The sequence below is a fragment of the Steroidobacter cummioxidans genome (assembly GCF_003104955.1).
Map to the genome: position 1 here is coordinate 33,227 of NZ_LSRW01000014.1, position 19,346 is coordinate 52,572.

Genomic DNA, 19,346 nt, shown 5'->3' on the forward strand with positions numbered 1-19,346 from the left:
GGCCGAACGGCCTCCGCCCCAATCAATCGACTACTTGATGATCTTGGCGACGACGCCGGCGCCGACCGTTCTGCCGCCTTCACGGATGGCGAAGCGCAGGCCCTCTTCCATCGCGATCGGCGCGATCAGCTCGACCACCATCTTGATGTTGTCGCCCGGCATGACCATCTCGACGCCTTCCGGCAGCTCGCACGCGCCGGTCACGTCCGTGGTACGGAAGTAGAACTGCGGACGATAGCCCTTGAAGAACGGCGTGTGACGGCCGCCCTCTTCCTTCGTCAGCACGTACACCTCAGCTTCGAACTGCGTGTGCGGCTTGATCGAACCGGGCTTGCACAGCACCTGGCCGCGCTCCACTTCCTCACGCTTCGTGCCACGCAGCAGCACGCCCACGTTGTCGCCCGCCTGGCCCTGATCCAGCAGCTTGCGGAACATCTCAACGCCCGTGCACGTCGTCTTCTGCGTCGCCTTGATGCCGACGATCTCAACTTCGTCGTTCACCTTCACGATGCCGCGCTCGATACGACCCGTCACCACCGTGCCGCGGCCAGAGATCGAGAACACGTCTTCCACCGGCATCAGGAACGCGCCGTCGACCGCACGCTCCGGCACCGGGATGTACTTGTCCATCTCTTCGACCAGCTTCAGCACCGCCGGCACACCGATCTCGCTCTGATCGCCTTCCAGCGCCTTCAGCGCCGAGCCCTTCACGATCGGCGTGTCATCGCCAGGGAAGTCGTACTTCGACAGCAGCTCGCGCACTTCCATCTCGACCAGTTCCAGCAGCTCGGCGTCATCCACCATGTCCGCCTTGTTCAGGAACACCACGATGTACGGCACGCCGACCTGACGGGCCAGCAGGATGTGCTCGCGCGTCTGCGGCATCGGGCCGTCAGCGGCCGAGCACACCAGAATCGCACCGTCCATCTGGGCGGCGCCGGTGATCATGTTCTTCACGTAGTCGGCGTGGCCCGGGCAGTCCACGTGCGCATAGTGGCGATTGTCCGAGCTGTACTCCACGTGCGAGGTCGCGATCGTGATGCCGCGCGCCTTCTCTTCCGGCGCCTTGTCGATCTGGTCGTACGCCTTGAACTCGCCGCCGTGCTTCTCCGCCATCACCTTCGTCAAAGCGGCCGTCAACGTGGTCTTGCCATGGTCGACGTGGCCAATGGTGCCTACGTTCACGTGCGGCTTGGTACGTTCAAACTTCTCTTTGGCCACAGCGGCGTTCCTCTATCTAGGTCACTTATTCGAGATGGCAAACACGAACGAGTCAACAATACGAGTGGAGCTCACGACCGGGATTGAACCGGTGACCTCGTCCTTACCAAGGACGTGCTCTACCAACTGAGCTACGTGAGCGACCCTTCAAACCGACCTTCAGTCTCTATCTTCATCTTCTTATATCCGCCGTACTCGACTCATCGCGGTATGCGCAATGGAGCGGGTGATGGGAATCGAACCCACACCATCAGCTTGGAAGGCTGAGGTTCTACCATTGAACTACACCCGCTTGAGGAGTGGTGGAGGGGGTAGGATTCGAACCTACGAAGGCATAAGCCAGCAGATTTACAGTCTGCCCCCGTTGGCCGCTTGGGTACCCCTCCGCGGACATAAGAGCCGGGCATTCTCTTCGCCGAACTATTGAGTGTCAACAGCTAACGAAGGTTGTTTGACGCCTCGAAGCAAAATTCCTGCTTAAGTCATCTCGCTGCGCGCCGATACAGGGCCCGACGGCGCCATTCGGCGCGTCCGTATTCGAAACCGCAGCTTCAGGACGCGGGTTTATGCTGCCCCAGGACCTCGAACAACGCTTGAGAGCGCAAGTCGATTTTCCCAGCCCGCCGCAGGTGGCGACTGAGATCATCGCGCTCGCGCGCGATCCGGACATCGAAATGGCCAAGGTGGCCACCGCCGTCGGTCGGGACCCGGCCATGACGGCCAAGATCCTGCGGATCGCGAACTCGGCATTTTACGCACAACGCCGGCCAAGCCAAAACCTCCGTCAGGCACTGGTCATCATCGGCCTGAACGCCGCGCTGACCCTGGCGCTGAGTTTTTCCCTGGTTTCCTCGATGCGCGCACTACGCGCGACGGGCATCGATTACAGCCGTTTCTGGCGCCGCGCGCTATTGGGCGCAACCGCCGCGCGCGCTTTCAGCGAAGCGGCGAAGACCGGACATCCGGAAGATGTTTTCCTGGCGGCGATGCTGCAGGACATGGGCGTGCTGGCCTTGGATCGCGCCGCGCGCGACTTCTATGGCCAGCTGCCGCAGAAGGCGACCCACGCCGATTGGGTGGCCTATGAGATCGCCAAGCTCGGCAAGGATCACTCCTACTACACCGCGATGATGCTGCGCGCATGGAATCTGCCGGAGCGGCTGTGCAAGCCGGTCGAGGCGAGCCACTCGCCGCAGATGTTCGCTTGGACGACCGAGGAAGGTCAGTTCGCACGCTGCGTCGCACTCGGCAGCGATCTCGCCGAGGCGGTGTTATCCGCCGACCGGGCCAACTCGGTGCCGGCGCTTGCTCAGCGCGCGCATCGCCTGCTGAGCATGAGCCATGAGCACTTCAATGAAGTCGTCGCGCGCATCCTCAGCCTGATTCCCGAAACCGAGGCTCTGTACGAGACCAGCATTCTCGAAGCGGACGATGCGGAGAATCTGCTGGCCGAAGCGCGCGAGCTACTGGCAGTCAGGAATCTGCACGCCTTGCAGGAGGTCACTAACCTGCAAGCCACGACCAGCGTGCTGCTGACGCGCACCGAAGAGGCGGAGGACTCGAGCCGCCGTGACCCGCTCACTGGCGTACTCAATCGGCCGTGGCTGGATCGCATGCTCGATCGCGAGTTCACTCAGGCCGTGGTGTTTGGCCGCGACTTGAGCGTCGCGCACATCGATCTCGACCGCTTCAAGCTGATCAACGAAAAGTACGGCACCCCGGTCGGCGACAAAGTACTGCACAGCTGCGCACAGGCGATCCAAGCCGTAGTCCGCGGCAGCGATCTCGTCGCGCGCTTCGGCGGTGAGGAATTTATCGTTGTACTGCCGAGCACGGAGCGAGCAATTGCCCGCCAGGTTGCGCAGCGAATTCTTTCGGCGCTGGCGGGTGCCGATCATGGTGGCGACGGTGCGACCGGCGTCCACGTCACCGCCTCGATCGGTGTTGCGACGTACACGACCAATCAGCGATTCCCCAGTACCCTTGCGCTGCTGGAAGCCGCTGACCACGCGCTCTATGCCGCAAAGCTCTGCGGCCGCAATCGCGTCGAGTGTTACGACGAGCTGCCGACCTCGCGTCGCAGTCCGGTCGCAGCGCGCAGCTAACGAGCCGCGGCTGGAGCCAAGTCGACCAGCTCGACGCGGCTCGCATCGAACGGTTCACCCAGGAACCGGCTGCCCACGCGCGCAAACCGTTCCGGACTATCCGTCGCCTGTAGGATCGGCGCCTCCGACGGGCCGGATCTATTCAACAATCCCCGATCGATCAATTCCGCTTGCACCGCCCGCGCCGTCGTCTCCGCCGAGTCGACGATGGTGATCGACGGCCCGATCACCGCGCGCAAAGCGGATGCGAGCACGGGGAAGTGAGTACAACCGAGCAACAACGTGTCGATCTGCGGATCGTCACCAAACAGCTCGTCAACATAACGATGCGCGATGGCTTCGGCGATGGCGCCGTCGGTCCACCCCTCCTCCGCCAGCGCCACGAACAGCGAGCACGCCTGCGCCCTCACCTGCGCCTGCGGTGCCAATCGAGCGATAGCCCGTTGATACGCGCCGCCTCGCACTGTGCCTTCCGTAGCCAGGACCGCGATATGGCCGCTCTTGGACGCCGCGCATCCCGCGATCGAGCCCGGCTCGATCACCCCGATGACTGGCATCGGCGCGAAGCGCTCGCGCAGCGGCTCGACCGCGACCGACGATGCGGTGTTACAGGCGATCACCAGATACTTGATGCCCTGGTTGACCAGAAACTCGGCGGCCTGGATCGAATAGCGCAGCACCGAGTCGCCGCTCTTCGTGCCGTACGGCAAACGCGCGGTATCGCCGAGATAGATGAATTGCTCGTCGGGCAGGCGTTGGCGAAGCGCACGGAGCACGGTCAGCCCACCGACACCGGAGTCGAACACTCCGATGGGGAGCGAATTTGCGTTGGTCATGAAGCGCTGCAAGCAGTCGTTAAAGTGGCTCGTCACCGATCAGGCGAGCATAAGTGGCTGTGTCGATGTTACTGCCACAGACGATCAGCCCGACCCGCCTGTCACGGAGTCGTTCTTTGAGCGGGCCGAGCAACGCCGCAGTGGCCGCGGCGCCTGCCGGCTCGACGGCAAGCTTGGCATTGCGAAGCAGGAATCGCATAGCCGCGCGCATCTCGGCATCGCTGATGCGCACCAGTCCATCGACATTGCGACGGCATAGCTCGAAGGAGATCGGCAAGGCATAAGGCGCGCCCAAACTGTCAGCAATGGTCGCGACCCGTTCGATGGAGCGCGGCTCGCCCGCCGCGAAGCTGCGATGCATGCTGTCCGCCCCTTCCGGCTCGACGCCAAAAATTTGGCAGCGAGGCGCCAATAACTTCACCGCCGACGCGATGCCCGCGCACAAACCGCCGCCGCCGATGGGAATGACGACCGCATCCAGGCCGGGAATCTGCTCACACAGCTCGAGCCCGACAGTCGCGGTACCTAGCGCCGTCGTGCGGCCTTCGAACGGATGGATGAGCGTGCGACCTTCCTGTTTCGCGAGGCGAGTGGCCAGCTCGAATCCAGCATGGGCGGTTTCCGCGAACACCACCTCGGCACCGAAGGAGCGACACAATTCGACACGCAACGGATTTGCCGACGCAAACATCACAACCTTGGCGCTGACGCCGGCCGTGGCCGCGGCGAATGCAACGGCGGCCGCATGGTTACCGGCGCTGACGGCAGTGACGCCTTGCTTCCGCGCGTCCGCCGACAAGGCGAGCACGTTCAGCAGAGCACCCCGCGCCTTGAACGTACCGGTGCGCTGGAACAACTCCAGCTTCAACCACGTCTCGGTAGTGGCACCGAGCACCTGCTCGACCTCGGAGCTTTGCAGTCGATGGACGGGCGTGCGCACGACGTGATCGGCAAGCTGGCCGGCGGCCAGACGTATTTCGTCAAGCGTGAGCGGTGACACCATGCTTAAGCGGCCTAGGGGAATGCATCAGTAGAACGAGGGTGGATATTGTGCAGGTGACATTGTGCCGTCCCAAATCGATGATGAGTCGACATAACACCTCTTTAATGGGCTTCGCACGCGCTTTCGAGCGCGGCATAATGATCAAGCACAGCATGCATCGGGGAGTTTGAGCATGGAGCGACGTCTCCATACACGTCACAGAGCGCGCACCGCCGTTTACGTTTCCGTCCCCGGCCGTCCCGGCAAGCTGTGCCGCGCGCGCAACTTGAGCGCGAACGGCGTCTTCATCGAAACCGAAAACCTGGGATTGAAAAAAGGCGCGACCGTGCATCTCGCGTTCGCCATCAATCTCGGCGTGGTCACCAAGATCCATCGCCGCACCGCCATCGTCGCCCACGTGTCCAAGGGCGGCACCGGCCTGATGATGGAAAGCCTCACCGGCACGCGTTAAGAATTCCAACAGTCCCGCAGACGAGCGTCATCTCGTCTGCGTCTGCATTGCCCGCATGTCGGCCGCAATGGTTCGCGCCGCGCCGAACAGCGATCCCGCACACAGTAACATCAGTATCGGGATTACATACATCGCACTGTGCAACCCCGCAGCGCGAAACGTCTCTTCCATGGTCGAGGCGCCGGCGCTCACCATCGCCTGCTGCGCGAACGAGTCGCTCAACGCACCCATGATGGTCGAGCCGAAGCTCGCGCCGAGCACGTACATCGCGAAGAAATAAAGCGATACCGCCGTGCCGCGCAGATTGGGCGCGACCACATCTTGAATCGCGCTATATACAGTCGAGTAGTACGCGAACGACATCGCGGTCGACGCACCCATCAGCACCGCGAACAGTACGATGCCCCCTTGCGGTTGCTGAAGCGCCATGAATACGCACGGCGCCGCGAACAACAATGCGAACGCAGCGACCAGTACGCGCCCGTTCGGTCGCTGCACACGCAAGCGATCGCCGAGCCAGCCGCCTACGAACAAGCCAATCGCGCCGCTGAGCCCCAACGACACTGCCGAGATGGTGTTCGCGTCCTGCAGGCCGAGCTGGTGGAAGCGTTGCAGGAACGGCGTTTGAAACACGTTCACCGCATAGGTGTTGAAGTTGAACAGCAGGCCCGACAGCACGATCCACCACATGGTCTTGATCCGCAGCACGCTGCGAAACGGTGAGCCAGGCAACGCGAGCGAGGTGCGCGCTTCGACTGAGCCGCGCGGCGGCTCTTTGATGAACAGCGCGAGCCCGGCGAGCATCAGGCCCGGGACGCACGCGACGAGAAAGGCCGCGCGCCAGCCCCAATGGTGGCCGATGTAGCCTCCCAACATGTAGGCCAGGAACAAACCGAGTGGCAGGCCGAGCATGAAAATCGCCATGGCGCGCGCGCGCCGCTCGGGTGGATACAAATCACCGATCAACGATTGACCCGCAGGCGCGCAACTCGCCTCGCCGATACCGACACCGATGCGCGTCAGCAGAAACGAGGTGAAGTTCCAAGCCAATCCGGACGCCGCCGTGAGCACGCTCCAGAAGGTCACGCCGATCGCAATCAAGCGCGTGCGCAACCAGTTGTCCGTGAGTCTTCCCAGCGGCACGCCAACCGCCGCATACACGAGCGTGAACACCGTGGACACCAGGCCGAGCTGCGTGTCACTCAGACCGAACTCGATGCGAATGGGTTCGCCCAAGGCACCGGCAATCTGCCGGTCGAAAAAGTTCATCAGGTTGATGCCGAACAGTACTGCCAGTGCGAACCGCGCATTCCTCTGCTGTTCGGTCACGATGCCCCCTTTTTTGTTAGCGTCTGTGGCGTTGCCACGAGCGTACCATCGGCGCCGTACCCCAGGTGGGCAAAGAATTGTGGAACGACGCCGCCACAACTCGTGCCAAAGGCGGAACGAGGATGCGATGATGCCGGGGTGACCACCGCCCCCGTTTCCATGACCCGCAATGCCCCCGCAGCTGGCGCCGACCTCGCCGCCGCGCTCAAGAGTCGCTTTGGTTTCAGCTCGTTCCGTCCCGGCCAGGAAGCCATCGTGCGCGATGCGCTGGCGGGCCGCGATCTGCTGGCGATCATGCCCACCGGCGGCGGCAAGTCGCTGTGCTTCCAGCTGCCCGCGGTTCTGCAACCCGGCATCACGCTGGTGATCTCGCCCTTGATCGCACTGATGCAGGATCAGGTGCGCCTGCTCCAGGACAACGACATTGCGGCGACATACATCAACTCGAGCCTCGAGCCGAGCGAAGTGAGCGCGCGCCTGCGCGGCGCAGCCCAGGGTGAATACAAACTGCTGTACCTCGCGCCCGAGCGTTTGTTACAGCCGGGCTTTTTCGATGGCGTGTTGACGCGCCTCGATGCCGGCCGCGGCATCACCGCGTTCGTGGTCGACGAGGCACATTGCGTGTCCGAATGGGGCCACGATTTCCGTCCGGAATATCGACAGCTGGCCGCACTCCGGCGGCGCTTCGAGGCTGTTCCGCTGTTTGCATTCACCGCCACGGCGACACCGCGCGTTCGTCAGGACATCATCAATCAACTGGCGTTGCACGATCCGGCGGTGCATGTCGCGAGCTTCAATCGCCCGAATCTGTATTACGGCGTGCGCCCGAAGAACAAGCGCACGTACGACGAGTTGCTTGCACGAGCGCGCGAAGACAGCGCGGGCATCGTGTACTGTCTGTCACGCAAACGCGTCGACGAGCTCGCGCTGCAATTGCAGTCGGACGGCATCGACGCTCTGCCCTATCACGCCGGTCTCAATGCCGAGCAGCGCCGCCTCAATCAGGAAGCTTTCATTCGCGACGATGCGCGCGTGATGGTTGCAACGATCGCGTTCGGCATGGGCATCAACAAACCCGACGTGCGCTGGGTGATTCACTACGATCTGCCGCGCACGCTGGAAAGTTACTATCAGGAGTCCGGCCGCGCCGGACGCGACGGCGATCCGGCCGAGTGCATTCTGTATTTCAGCGCCGCCGACATCCGCACCGCCGAGTTCCTGATTCAACAGAAGGTCGATCCCGAAACGGGCGCGCCGCTCGAAGACGAGCAGCGCCTGGCCCGTCAGCAGCTGCGCCAGGTGCTCAACTATGCCGAGTCCACCGAATGCCGCCGCGGAATCCAGCTGCGATACTTTGGCGAAGTGCTTTCCGATTCCTGCGGAAACTGCGACAACTGCCGCAACCCGCGTCAGCAGCAGGACCGCACGATCGAAGCGCAACAGTTTCTGTCGTGCATCGCGCGGCTCGCACAGCGGCGCGAACGTTTCGGGGCGGCTTATCTGATCGACATCCTGCGCGGCAGCCAGTCGCAGCGCCTGATCGACAATGGACATGCGCAGCTCAGCGTATACGGCATCGGCAAACAGCACAGCGTCGACACCTGGCGCAGCGTGGTGCGCGGCCTGCTCCATCAGGGTCTGGTCCAGGAGACTCAGGACGGCTACTCGGTGTTGTGCCTCAACGCTGCCAGCTGGGAGGTGCTGCGCGGTGAACGCAAAGTACACATCGCCGACGCCCCGGCTTCATCGCGGCGCAAGTCGGAGGCGTCCGGCGGCGCGGATGAGCTGCATGTCGCCGATCAGGCACTGTTCGACAGGTTGCGAGCCTTGCGTAAAAAGCTGGCGGATCAGAGCGGGGTTCCGCCCTACGTCATTTTCCACGACGCCACGCTACGGGAGATGGTGCGCCGGGCGCCGCCTACCCTGGCAGAATTTGCCAATATCCCGGGGGTGGGTCAGGCCAAGCTGGCGCGCTATGGGCAGTTGTTCACGGACGAAATCCGCTCCGCCCGGTCGTAGGTGTCATAGGTATAATCGCGCCGCCTTTCGGGGGCCGCCACAGGCGCCGCTCCCGTTACCATTCGCTACTTGAGACCGCTTCGTTGACGATCCAGAGACGACCGATGTTCATTCATGCCTCGGGCGAGTACCTGCCGGAACGGGTCGTGGACAACGACTACTTCTCGCGGCTGACCGGCCGCGCCTCGCCGTGGTTCGAACAATTGACGGGCATCCGCCAGCGGCGCCGGGCCAGTGAAGGCGAGAACGCGAATTCGATGGCGATCGCGGCCGTCAAGCATCTGCTGCGGACCGGCGACGCGACGCTCGAGGATGTCGACCTCATCATCGGCGCTTCCTACACGCCGTGGGACACCATTGGCACCATCGCTCACGTGTTACAGCGCGAGTTCTCGCTCGCCAATGCGCGTGCCATGTATTTGTCGACGGCCTGTTCGTCTTTCATCGACGCCATCGATATGGCGTCGGCTTATTTCGCGTCGGGTCGCTCCAGCAAGGCGCTGATCGTGGCCTCCGAGCACAACAGCCTGTACTCCTCCGACGGCGATGAGAAATCCGGTCACTTATGGGGCGATGGCGCGGCCGCACTGATTCTGGGCAACACGCCGGGCAAGCTGCAGCTGGAAGTGTTGGACACGCACACGGTCGGTCTCGCGGATCGCGGCAAAGGTCCGTTCGGCATCACCATGGTCCCGCGCGACGGCGGTCTGGTCATGCATCATGGCAAGGATATTTTCGTGCACGCGTGCCGGGAGATGGCCGGCATGGCGCGGCTGCTCCTCGAGCGCAACAAGCTCACGATTGGCGATGTCCGGCTGGTCATCCCGCACCAGGCGAACAAGCGCATCATCGACAGCGTCGCTGACGACCTGGGTCTGGCGCCGCAGCGAGTGGCGCTGACCATCGGCGAGCTGGGCAATACGGGCTGTGCGAGCGTCGCGATCACTTTGCATCGCTTCGCGCACAAGCTGGAGCCGGGTGAATATGCGCTGCTGATCGCGTTCGGCGGCGGCTACTCGGCAGCCGGCGCACTGATCCGTCGCGCGCCGTAATCGAACTTCCCGTCGCGCTCGCTCAGAGCGCGACGTGCTCCGCGAACTGCGGCGGCTTCACGATCAACGCGTCGCACGGCAGCTTCTCGAGCACATCTTCCGCCGTGCTGCCGACGAAAATCCGCTTGAGCCCACTGCGCGCAATCGCGCCCATCGCGATCACATCCGCGCCGATGCGTTGCGCGGCAAGCGGCAGCATCTGACCAGGGCCGCCCAATTCGAGATGAATGTTCCTGGGCGGGATGTCGTACTCGCCGACCAGAGCACTGACCTGCTCGCGACGATTCTTCTCTTCGAGCGCCAGATCTTCCGGCGCTGCCGCCGCGACCATCGCGGGATTCACCGTCGACGCCGCGCCGATGAGGGCCATCGGCAAGTAAACATGCAGCACATGCAGCTCGCCATTCAGGCGCTGCGCGAACAGCGATGCATGCTCGATGATCCAGTGATCCAGAATTTCCGGCTTGTCGTTGACGTGACCGGGATCGACCGCGGCCACGATGCGTGGCGCGGCGACCCAGGGTGTGCCCTTGGTCAACAACAGCGGCACCGGGCAAGCGCGAATCAGCTGCCAGTCGGTATTGGTAAGAAATGTTCGCTGCGCGAGCGAATGATGATGCGTGTCCTTCACCACCAGGTCGGCATTGGTTTGCCGCGTGCGATCGATCAAGCCGACGTGCAGCGGATCCGCACACGCCGTCTCGGTTGTCACATCGAGCCCACGCGCCCGCAGTGGCGCGGCCAACGATTCGAGAATGGCCTTGATGCTCACTGTGAACGGCTCATCCGGCTTGTCGCGCAGGTGTGACGACAGGCGCATCTCGCGTGCCGCTTTGGTATCGCAGACGAACAGCTCGAGCCGCGCATTGAACTTCTCTGCCAGCACGGCCGCCTTGTCGACGGCAGGATGCACGGTTGCAGTCGGATCGACGATCACCAGAATCTGTTTGATGTAATCCATGGGCATGGGATTGTTAGCAGGCATGGGTTGCCCTCACAGTGAGTCTCGAATCGCACCGCGACGCCCGGTATCGGGACAACCGCGTATCAGCTCCGGGCAAGCCCACTACTCCGAGCAGCACTTTCAACCGGAGCGGACAGCTCGTCGATTGCGTCGAGCAGTGCCGACGTATCGACCGGCTTGCTCAGGAAACGACAATTCGGCACCGGCGCACGCAACGAGCGCAGCACCGATGGCAGATCGCCACTGAGCACCACGCCAGGCGCGTCGTAGCCGAGTCGCTCCCGCAGCCGTGTCAGCAACTCCAGACCGGTGTTGCGACCGTCGAGATGATAGTCGGCGACGATCACATCGCCGCGCTTGAATTTGTCGAACAAGGTCTCGGCTTCCGCAGCCGACGGCGCGCTCTCGACGTGAAAACCTTCGAAGCGAAGAAACAATTCGGTCGCCAGTCGCACGCCGTCATTGTCCTCGACCAGCAGCACTCGCGACCGGCGCGTTGCGCCGCTGGCGGGCTCGGCGCTAGCCGCCGCATCCACGCCCACCGGCACCGCGGTCAAGAATTGATTCGGAATGCTCACGACCGCCTGCGTACCCTCGCCGACGCGCGATCTGATACTCACGTTGAATCCCAACAGCCGCGCGACCTCTTTGACGATCGCCAGCCCCAGTCCCACGCCCATGCGCTTGGCGCCCTGCGTGTCGACCTGGTAGTACTCATCGAAGATGCGATCCAGCTTGTCGGCGGGGATGCCGATGCCCGTGTCGCTGACGGTAACGGTGAGCGCGCTCGGACCGGGCACGCAACTGACTTTGACCTCACCCTGGTCGGTGTATTTCAAGGCATTGCCGACCAGGTTCTGCAACAACTGATAGAACAGGTTGCGATCGGTCGAGACGATCAACGCAGCGGGCTCGACGCGCAGCGCGATGCCACGCGCCTGCGCCACCGACTCGAACTCGGTGGACAGCTGATGCAGCGTCTCGGTGAGCGGCACCTCGACGACCTGCGGCTCGATCGCGCCCGATTCCAGACGGCTGATGTCGAGCAGCGCATTGAGCATGCGAGTCATGCCCTCGATCGCACGCTCCTGCTGTTGCAACAACTCGCGCAGATCGGGCCGCGAGATCTTGAGCATGGCCGCATTCAACAGACGAATGGTTTGAATGGGCTGACGCAAGTCGTGACTGGCGGTGGCGAGAAAGCGGCTCTTGGCTCGATTCGCCCGATCCGCCTCTTCGCGCGCGGCAATCAGCGCTTCATTGATCTGCTGGCGTTCGGTGTTGTCGCGGATCGCGGCGGCCACGAACAGCTCTTCGCCGATTCTGAACGGCGCCAGCCGGATGCCGGCCGCGAACTCGCTGCCGTCGGCACGGCGTGCAAACAAATCCGCGATACGCGCCCCCATCTCGCGATTGCCGGGCTTGCTCAGATACGCAGTCAGATGGCTGACATGCTTGCCGCGCAAGCGCTCCGGAATCAGTGTTTCCAGGGGCTTGTGCAGCAACTGCTCCGGCGCGTAGCCGAACAGCTCGGTGACCGTCTGGTTGGCAAAACGAATGCGGCCACGGGCGTCGACCACGATCAACGCGTCCGGGGAGAAGCGCAACAGGTGCTGAGTGATATCGCTGAGCTGGTCCATCGTCATCGGCTCGCCGTAAGCGAAAATTATGCCGGTTTTCACCACGGCACAACATCGATGCCGGCAATCGGGTGCGCCTCTAAGGGGCGGGCGTAGTGGCTTCCGTGGAAGTCGCGGGTGTCGCAGGCCAGGGGTTGCGGCAGTCTGCGACCCATATGAAACTCCCGGAATCATGGCAATCCCGCTCCGCCCTGTCCGTGCCGCCGCCCAGTGGCGACTCCGTCATGTCCGCTGACAACCCTGCTTCCGGCGAGCTGGCGACATCGCGGCTGCTCGAGCAACTGATGCAAATTGCGCGCACCTCGGCGCTGGAAGAAATGGCCAGCGGCTTTGCGCACGAGTTGAATCAGCCGATCGGCGCCATCGCCACATTTGCGCAAGCTGCCGAGCGCATGCTGTCGCGCCCCGAGCCGATGACCGCGCAGGCCCTGGATGTCCTGCGCCACATCAGCAATGAAGCGCTCAACGCGGGACAGGGCATCCGGCGCATTCGTAAATTGTTCAACGATGCCGCCGTGGCGCGGACCAATTGCGCCATGTCCGACGTGATCGCCGAGCTGATGCCGGTGCTGGAGTTGCTGGCGAGTCGCGCCGGTGCGCGCCTGGAAATGGTCATCGACGAGGCGCTGCCTGCCATTGCTGTCGATCGCCTGCGCATTCAGCACGTGCTCTACACGTTGGTGCAGAACTCACTGGAAGCACCCCGCCCCACGCAACGGCCGGCGCGTGTCCGCGTCGAAGTCACTGGCGATCGTTACGCGGTGACGACTGCAGTCATCGACAATGGCGTGGGCCTGTCGACCGAGGCCCGTGCGCAATTGTTTCGACCGTTTTTTACCACCAAGGATCAGGGCACGGGCTTGGGCCTGGCGTCGAGCCGCGCTATCGTTGAAGCACACGAGGGTGCCATCGGCTGCGACGATGTCGAGGGCGGCGGCGCCAGGTTCTGGTTCCGATTGCCGGCGGCGATCTCATGACATCGCCCCGGCGCTGACATAACAAACATGACCGCCAACAAAACCCCCACGCGCAAAAAACCCACGATTTACATCGTCGACGACGACGACGGCATGCGTCGCGCCTTGAGCGTGCTCATGTCGACGGTCGGTTACAACGCCGTGACGTTCGAGCGGCCCAACGAATTCCTGCAAAAGCTCGATCCCAATCAGCCCGGCTGTCTGGTGCTCGACGTGCGCATGCCGGAAATGAGCGGCCTGGAAGTGCAGCAGCAGCTCAACCGCAGTGGCTCCATGCTGCCGGTGATCCTCATCACCGGCCACGGCGACATTCCGATGGCGGTGCAGGCCATGAAAGACGGCGCATTCGATTTTCTGCAGAAGCCGTTCCGCGATCAGGACCTGCTCGACCGGATCAATGGCGCACTGAAACAGGACGCGGAGAACCGCGAGACCGTCGAGCGGCATGCCGATCTCAAGCGTCGCAGCGAATCGCTCACGCCTCGCGAGCGCGAAGTCATGGCGCTGGTCGTCGATGGTCGAGCCAACAAAGTGATCGCCATCGACCTGGGCCTGAGCGAGCGCACGGTCGAAATTCACCGCGCCAACGTCATGGAAAAAATGCAGGCACGCTCGGTCGCCCACCTGGTGAAAATGCATTTGACCCTGAATGGCGAAACTCCAGGCACTGCCTGACGATTAGGGCCGGTCGACACCGATTTGATTGGACTCGGGCCTGACAGGTCCTGGTCCACTATTGTCCCGAGGGAATGCCATGTCAGATGCGAATCGCGATCCCACGCTCAGTGCTGAATATCTGACACGGCTGGATGCCTACTGGCGCGCCGCCAACTACCTGTCGGTGGGTCAGATCTATCTGATGGACAACCCGCTGCTCGAAGAGACGCTGCAGTTGTCACAGATCAAGCCGCGTCTGCTGGGTCACTGGGGCACGACGCCCGGGCTCAATTTCATCTACGCGCATCTGAACCGCGTCATCCGCAAGTACGACCTGGACATGCTGTATGTCGCAGGGCCGGGACACGGCGGGCCGGCGTTGATCGCCAATGTTTATCTCGAAGGCACTTACAGCGAGTACTACCCGAATGTCTCCGAGGACAAGGAGGGCATGCGCCGGCTGTTCAAGCAGTTCTCGTTTCCCGGCGGCATTCCCAGCCATGTCGCGCCGGAAACGCCGGGCTCCATTCATGAAGGTGGCGAGCTCGGCTACTCGCTGTCACATGCGACCGGCGCGGTGTTCGACAATCCCGACCTGATCGTGACCTGCGTGGTTGGCGACGGCGAAGCCGAGACCGGCGCGCTCGCGACCAGCTGGCACTCGAACAAATTTCTGAATCCGGTGCGCGATGGCGCGGTGCTGCCCATCCTGCATTTGAATGGCTACAAGATCGCCGGCCCGACCGTGCTCGCCCGTATCCCACGCGAGGAGCTGACGCAGCTCATGCAGGGCTACGGCTATGAACCGTTCTTCGTCGACAAGGCCGATACCGACTCGGCCACGCATGTCGCGATGGCGCAAACGATGGACCGCATGATCGAGCGGATTCGCGAGATCCAGACGGACGCCCGCAACAACGGGTTTCACAAGCGCCCGCGCTGGCCCATGCTCGTGCTGACTACACCGAAAGGCTGGACCGGCCCCGAGGAAGTGGACGGCGTGCCGGTGGAGAACAGCTGGCGCTCGCATCAGGTGCCGCTGGCGCAGCTGGCCGAAAAGAAAGATCACTTGAAGCTGCTCGAAACCTGGATGCGCAGCTACAAGCCCGAAGAGTTGTTTACTGCCGAAGGAAAACTGCAGCCGCAATTGCGCGAGCTCGCGCCCGTCGGCAAGCGGCGCATGGGCGACAATCCGCATGCGAACGGCGGCGTTCTGCTGCGGGATCTGCGCCTTCCCGACTTCCGTGACTATGCCGTGGAGCTGCCCTCCCCCGGATCGCGCAGCGCCGAGGCGACGCGCGTCCAGGGCAAATTCCTGCGCGACGTGATGCAGCGGAATCTGGATTCCAAGAACTTCCGGCTGTTCTCCCCAGATGAGTTCACGTCGAACCGCTGGGACGACGTTTTGAAAGTCACTTCGCGCATGCTGGCCGGCGAGATCCTGCCCTCGGACACCGGTATTGCTTGCGACGGCCGCGTCATGGAGATGCTGAGCGAGCATCAATGCCAGGGCTGGCTGGAAGGCTATCTGCTGACCGGCCGGCACGGCTTCTTCAGTTGTTACGAAGCGTTCGTGCACATCGTCGACTCGATGTTCAATCAGCACGCCAAGTGGCTCAAGAGCTGCAACCACATTCCCTGGCGACGCCCGATCGCGTCGCTGAACTACTTGCTGACCTCACATGTCTGGCGCCAGGATCACAACGGCTTCAGCCATCAGGATCCCGGCTTCATCGATGTGGTCGTGAACAAGAAGCCCGAGGTGGTGCGCGTGTATCTGCCGCCCGATGCCAACACGTTGCTGAGTGTCACGGACCATTGTCTACGCAGCCGCAACTACGTGAATGTCATCGTCGCCGGCAAGCAGCCGCAGTTCCAATGGCTGTCGATGGACGCGGCGATCAAGCATTGCAGCGCCGGCGCCGGCATCTGGGACTGGGCCAGCAACGACCAGGACGGCTCGCCCGATATCGTCATGGCCTGCGCCGGCGATGTGCCGACCTTGGAAACATTGGCCGCGGTCTCCCTGCTGCGCGAATGGCTGCCGTCGCTGCGCATCCGCGTCGTGAACGTGGTCGACCTCATGACCCTGCAGCCGGAGAGCGAGCATCCGCATGGCATGAGCGACAAGGAATTTCGATTGCCATTGTTTTCACCACGGACAAGCCCAATTCCTGTTTTCGCGTTTTCCAATGGCTATCCCTGGCTGATCCATCGCCTCACCTATCGCCGCAATGGCCATGACAACCTGCATGTGCGCGGCTACAAGGAAGAAGGCACGACCACCACGCCCTTCGACATGACCGTGCTGAACGATCTGGATCGCTTTCATCTCGCGGAGGCGGCCATCGATCTGGTCCCGAGCCTCGGTGCTCAGGCAGGCCACTTACGCCAGCGGCTACGCGACAAACTCATCGAGCATCGCGAGTACGTGCGCCGGCACGGCGAGGACATGCCGGAAGTCCGCGATTGGCAGTGGACGGTGAAGTAGCCGGTCCGGCTTACGAGTACAACGCTGGTAGCTGCGCGTGCAGGAACCAGCGGTCGAGCACGACATTGCGTGCGAACCACTGCGTTTGCATCAGTGCACGCGCGAGCCTCAGTCTTAATTTGGCAGGAAGCATCGCCAGCGCCGGCGTTTCGCCACGCTCGCCAAAGCGGGAACGAAGGGCGGCTTCGTACTGTAACAAGCTCTCCCGGCGGTAATCTCGATTCACGGCCAGCGCATTGGCGGCCGCCATCAAGCCCGATTCGATCGCCGGACGAATGCCCTCGCCGCTTTGCGTATAAGCCAGGCCGGCAGCGTCACCGATGACCATGACGCCATCGGCGATCACGGGCCGATTGCCGTGCGCATATAACAGATAGGCGTGACCTTTGAACTTGCCGGGCAGATCCTCCGGAATCCTGCCTTGCGCCGCCAGTGAGCGAGCAAACGTCTGCACGTGTTCGGCAAGCCGGTGGTTGCCTTCCCGCCCCAGGCCGACATTGAGATAGTTGCCCTTCCGGAAACACCAGCCATAACCTTTCAGGTCGTCGCAGAAATACAGCTCTGGCCGCTCGCCCGTGACAGCACATCGGGCCGCCTGCGCATCGTTCAGCTCGAACTCGATTTCCTGGGCGCTGATAGCACGCTCTTCCTTGCCCAGATGCGCGCCGAGGAAGCGCGCGACGGGACAGAAATGACCGCCCGCGCCAATGACCAAAGGCGTGGCAATCTCGCCATTGACGAGCCAGCGCTCGCCCTGACGCTCCATCGACTTCCAGGCTTGCCCCAGAAGCAACCGCGCGTCGCTGCGCTCCAATAAATAATGATCGAACTCGCAGCGCCGGATGCCGTAGCTCACGACCTTGTCGTAGTTCACGGACGCGTTGGCCTGCTCGCCCATACCAGTAATGAATGAGTTGATGGGCTGCAGAACGCGCCCTCGTCGATAGTCCTCAACGTCGAGATCGAGCTCCTGCACGACTTGCGGCGTAATCCACCCGGCACACACCTTGTCTCGCGGGAACACGCTCTTGTCCATGATGAGCACGTCCAGCCCCGCCTGCCGCAGTGTGCGCGCGCACGTCGATCCGGCCGGACCGCCCCCGACGATCAGCACATCACAAGTGTCTGCGCTCATGATTGATACAGGTGCTCGCGCGTCATCGGGATATTGTTGTTGCTGCCGGACGAGAACACGACCTGGAACAGCTGCATCTCGCCGGTCGTGAACGCACCGCGCGAACCGGCCAGATACAGGCGCCACATTCTGACGAAGTTCTCATCGAACATCTGCGCCACCTGGTCGCGCGACTCCTCATACAGCCGCCACCACCAATCGAGCGTCTTGGCGTAATGCAGACGCAAGTTCTCCACATCGAGCACGGAGAAACCCGAGCCTTCGAAAATCTCCATCATCTGTTTCAACGAGGGTGGATTCGCGCCCGGGAAGATGCGTCGGTCGATCCAGCGGTGCATGGGTTTCCAGCGATTGCGACCGATGGTGTGAATCAGCCCGAGACCTTCGGGCTTCAGGCAGCGGCGAATGACATCACCCAATCCGGGGTAGTTCTCCACGCCCACATGCTCGAGCATGCCCACCGACACGAACGCGTCAAACGAGCCCCGGATGTTTCGATAGTCGTCCTCGACGAACTCGACGCTCTGCTCCAGTCCCTCCGCCTTGGCGCGCTCGCGTGCGAATGCGATCTGCTCGCGCGAGATGTTGAACGCCGTGACTTTCACGCCGTAGTGACGCGCCATGTACAGGGCGAGTCCGCCCCAGCCACACCCGGCCTCGACTACGTGCTGCCCCGGACGCAGCCGCACCTTGCGACACACATGTTCCATCTTCGCCAGCTGGGCCTGGTCCAGCGTCGCGTCGGGCGTCGCAAAGTATGCACAGGTGTACGCCATGGTCGAGCCCAGCCACAGGGAATAGAACTCGTTACCGATGTCGTAGTGATGATGAATGTTCTCGCGCGAGCCATGCAGCGTATTGGTCGGCCGGCGATGCAACCACTGACTCATGCGCCGCAGCGCCGAAATCGAATTGCGCCCCGGATGCGACCCGCCCTGATACAACTCCTCGATCAGCCGGCCGACGTCGCCCTCGACCTGGATCTTGCCGACGCTATACAGCTCGCCGAACTGCACATCGGGATCCCTGCAAAGACGCACCAACGTGGCTCTATCCGGAATGTGCAGGGTTGCCACCGCCTCGGTGACGCTGGTCTGCACACGCTCGCCATTCCAGAGCGCAATCTGAACGGGTGGATCGCCAAATGCATGAAGCAATGCGCGCAGCATGCGGCCTTCGAGGGAAGTGCGAGGCGTCGGTACGGGCTGAGCGGAAGAGTCGCGCCGCGCTGGACCGGGTGGCGCGTTGTCCGCGACACGATACGTCGTCATAGGCCGCTCTCGAGAGGTCTGCATTTTTGTTTGTCTCCGCCCCCGCCGCCAACCTTTTTATTATTTGGGTTTTTTTTTTGCTACTCGATGCAAGCGTCGCTGCGGCATTGGCGCGAATTCGCACCATTTGTCGGCAAGGATTACAGCATTCCGGCATTCCGGACTACCCCGCAGCCCTTGCGTGGAGCTCCGGAG

At 62.6% G+C, this 19,346-nt stretch carries 15 protein-coding genes and 3 tRNA genes; 7 read left to right on the forward strand and 11 right to left on the reverse strand.

Annotation, left to right across the window (positions count from 1 at the left end; translation table 11 throughout):
• Positions 1 to 30 precede the first annotated feature (30 nt).
• From tuf to D0550_RS09615, 4 genes are all read right to left on the reverse strand, one after another.
• A complete protein-coding gene (tuf, locus tag D0550_RS09600; RefSeq protein WP_116808901.1) occupies positions 31 to 1,221 on the reverse strand; it encodes an elongation factor Tu in 1,191 nt (396 codons plus the stop codon).
• Between the two features lie 65 nt (positions 1,222 to 1,286).
• A tRNA-Thr gene (locus tag D0550_RS09605) sits at positions 1,287 to 1,362 on the reverse strand.
• 77 nt (positions 1,363 to 1,439) lie between these two features.
• Positions 1,440 to 1,513 (reverse strand) — tRNA-Gly (locus D0550_RS09610).
• An 8-nt stretch (positions 1,514 to 1,521) separates the two neighbouring features.
• Positions 1,522 to 1,607 (reverse strand) — tRNA-Tyr (locus tag D0550_RS09615).
• Between the two features lie 180 nt (positions 1,608 to 1,787).
• Here D0550_RS09615 and D0550_RS09620 point away from each other — a divergent pair.
• Positions 1,788 to 3,326 (forward strand): GGDEF domain-containing protein, encoded by a 1,539-nt coding sequence (locus tag D0550_RS09620; protein ID WP_116808915.1) that lies wholly within the window; start codon positions 1,788 to 1,790, stop codon positions 3,324 to 3,326.
• On the opposite strand, the gene murI is transcribed toward D0550_RS09620, so the two are convergent.
• Together murI and D0550_RS09630 are read right to left on the reverse strand one after the other, a co-directional pair.
• Positions 3,323 to 4,162, reverse strand: coding sequence for a glutamate racemase (murI, locus tag D0550_RS09625; protein WP_116808936.1), 840 nt, complete (start codon positions 4,160 to 4,162; stop codon positions 3,323 to 3,325). The two genes, D0550_RS09620 and murI, sit on opposite strands and share 4 nt — an antisense overlap.
• Before the next feature lie 19 nt (positions 4,163 to 4,181).
• Positions 4,182 to 5,165: a threonine ammonia-lyase gene (locus tag D0550_RS09630; protein ID WP_116808916.1), complete on the reverse strand. Its 984-nt coding sequence runs from the start codon at positions 5,163 to 5,165 to the stop codon at positions 4,182 to 4,184.
• A gap of 172 nt (positions 5,166 to 5,337) precedes the next feature.
• On the opposite strand from D0550_RS09630, the gene D0550_RS09635 reads away from it, so the two are divergent.
• Positions 5,338 to 5,616: a PilZ domain-containing protein gene (locus D0550_RS09635; protein WP_116808918.1), complete on the forward strand. Its 279-nt coding sequence runs from the start codon at positions 5,338 to 5,340 to the stop codon at positions 5,614 to 5,616.
• Positions 5,617 to 5,643: 27 nt separating this feature from the next.
• On the opposite strand, the gene D0550_RS09640 is transcribed toward D0550_RS09635, so the two are convergent.
• A complete protein-coding gene (locus tag D0550_RS09640; protein WP_206606177.1) occupies positions 5,644 to 6,945 on the reverse strand; it encodes a spinster family MFS transporter in 1,302 nt (433 codons plus the stop codon).
• Positions 6,946 to 7,083: 138 nt separating this feature from the next.
• Here D0550_RS09640 and recQ point away from each other — a divergent pair, with 138 nt between their 5' ends.
• Complete coding sequence (gene recQ, locus D0550_RS09645; RefSeq protein WP_241520773.1) at positions 7,084 to 8,964, forward strand: DNA helicase RecQ; 1,881 nt, start codon at positions 7,084 to 7,086, stop codon at positions 8,962 to 8,964.
• 104 nt (positions 8,965 to 9,068) lie between these two features.
• Entirely contained in the window at positions 9,069 to 10,016 is a 948-nt protein-coding gene (locus D0550_RS09650) for a 3-oxoacyl-ACP synthase III family protein (protein WP_116808921.1), read from the forward strand.
• Between the two features lie 22 nt (positions 10,017 to 10,038).
• Here D0550_RS09650 and D0550_RS09655 read toward each other — a convergent pair whose 3' ends face one another.
• Together D0550_RS09655 and D0550_RS09660 are read right to left on the reverse strand one after the other, a co-directional pair.
• The gene (locus D0550_RS09655; protein WP_116808923.1) at positions 10,039 to 11,001 is read right to left on the reverse strand and encodes a universal stress protein; all 963 of its coding nucleotides are present in this window, start codon (positions 10,999 to 11,001) and stop codon (positions 10,039 to 10,041) included.
• 62 nt (positions 11,002 to 11,063) lie between these two features.
• Positions 11,064 to 12,662: a hybrid sensor histidine kinase/response regulator gene (locus tag D0550_RS09660; RefSeq protein WP_161965732.1), complete on the reverse strand. Its 1,599-nt coding sequence runs from the start codon at positions 12,660 to 12,662 to the stop codon at positions 11,064 to 11,066.
• Positions 12,663 to 12,844: 182 nt separating this feature from the next.
• Here D0550_RS09660 and D0550_RS09665 point away from each other — a divergent pair, with 182 nt between their 5' ends.
• The 3 genes from D0550_RS09665 (at position 12,845) to D0550_RS09675 (ending at position 16,745) form a co-directional block, all read left to right on the forward strand.
• A complete protein-coding gene (locus tag D0550_RS09665; protein ID WP_161965733.1) occupies positions 12,845 to 13,597 on the forward strand; it encodes a sensor histidine kinase in 753 nt (250 codons plus the stop codon).
• 27 nt (positions 13,598 to 13,624) lie between these two features.
• Positions 13,625 to 14,272, forward strand: a complete 648-nt coding sequence (locus D0550_RS09670; protein WP_116808926.1) for a response regulator transcription factor — start codon at positions 13,625 to 13,627, stop codon at positions 14,270 to 14,272.
• 79 nt (positions 14,273 to 14,351) lie between these two features.
• The gene (locus D0550_RS09675; protein WP_116808927.1) at positions 14,352 to 16,745 is read left to right on the forward strand and encodes a phosphoketolase family protein; all 2,394 of its coding nucleotides are present in this window, start codon (positions 14,352 to 14,354) and stop codon (positions 16,743 to 16,745) included.
• A 10-nt stretch (positions 16,746 to 16,755) separates the two neighbouring features.
• On the opposite strand, the gene D0550_RS09680 is transcribed toward D0550_RS09675, so the two are convergent.
• Positions 16,756 to 17,880 carry an FAD-dependent monooxygenase gene (locus D0550_RS09680; protein WP_116808929.1) on the reverse strand — a complete coding sequence of 375 codons (1,125 nt, stop codon included), beginning with the start codon at positions 17,878 to 17,880 and terminating at the stop codon, positions 16,756 to 16,758.
• Positions 17,877 to 19,151 carry an SAM-dependent methyltransferase gene (locus tag D0550_RS09685; RefSeq protein WP_206606178.1) on the reverse strand — a complete coding sequence of 425 codons (1,275 nt, stop codon included), beginning with the start codon at positions 19,149 to 19,151 and terminating at the stop codon, positions 17,877 to 17,879. Before D0550_RS09685 ends, D0550_RS09680 begins: the two co-directional genes overlap by 4 nt.
• Between the last annotated feature and the right edge of the window lie 195 nt (positions 19,152 to 19,346).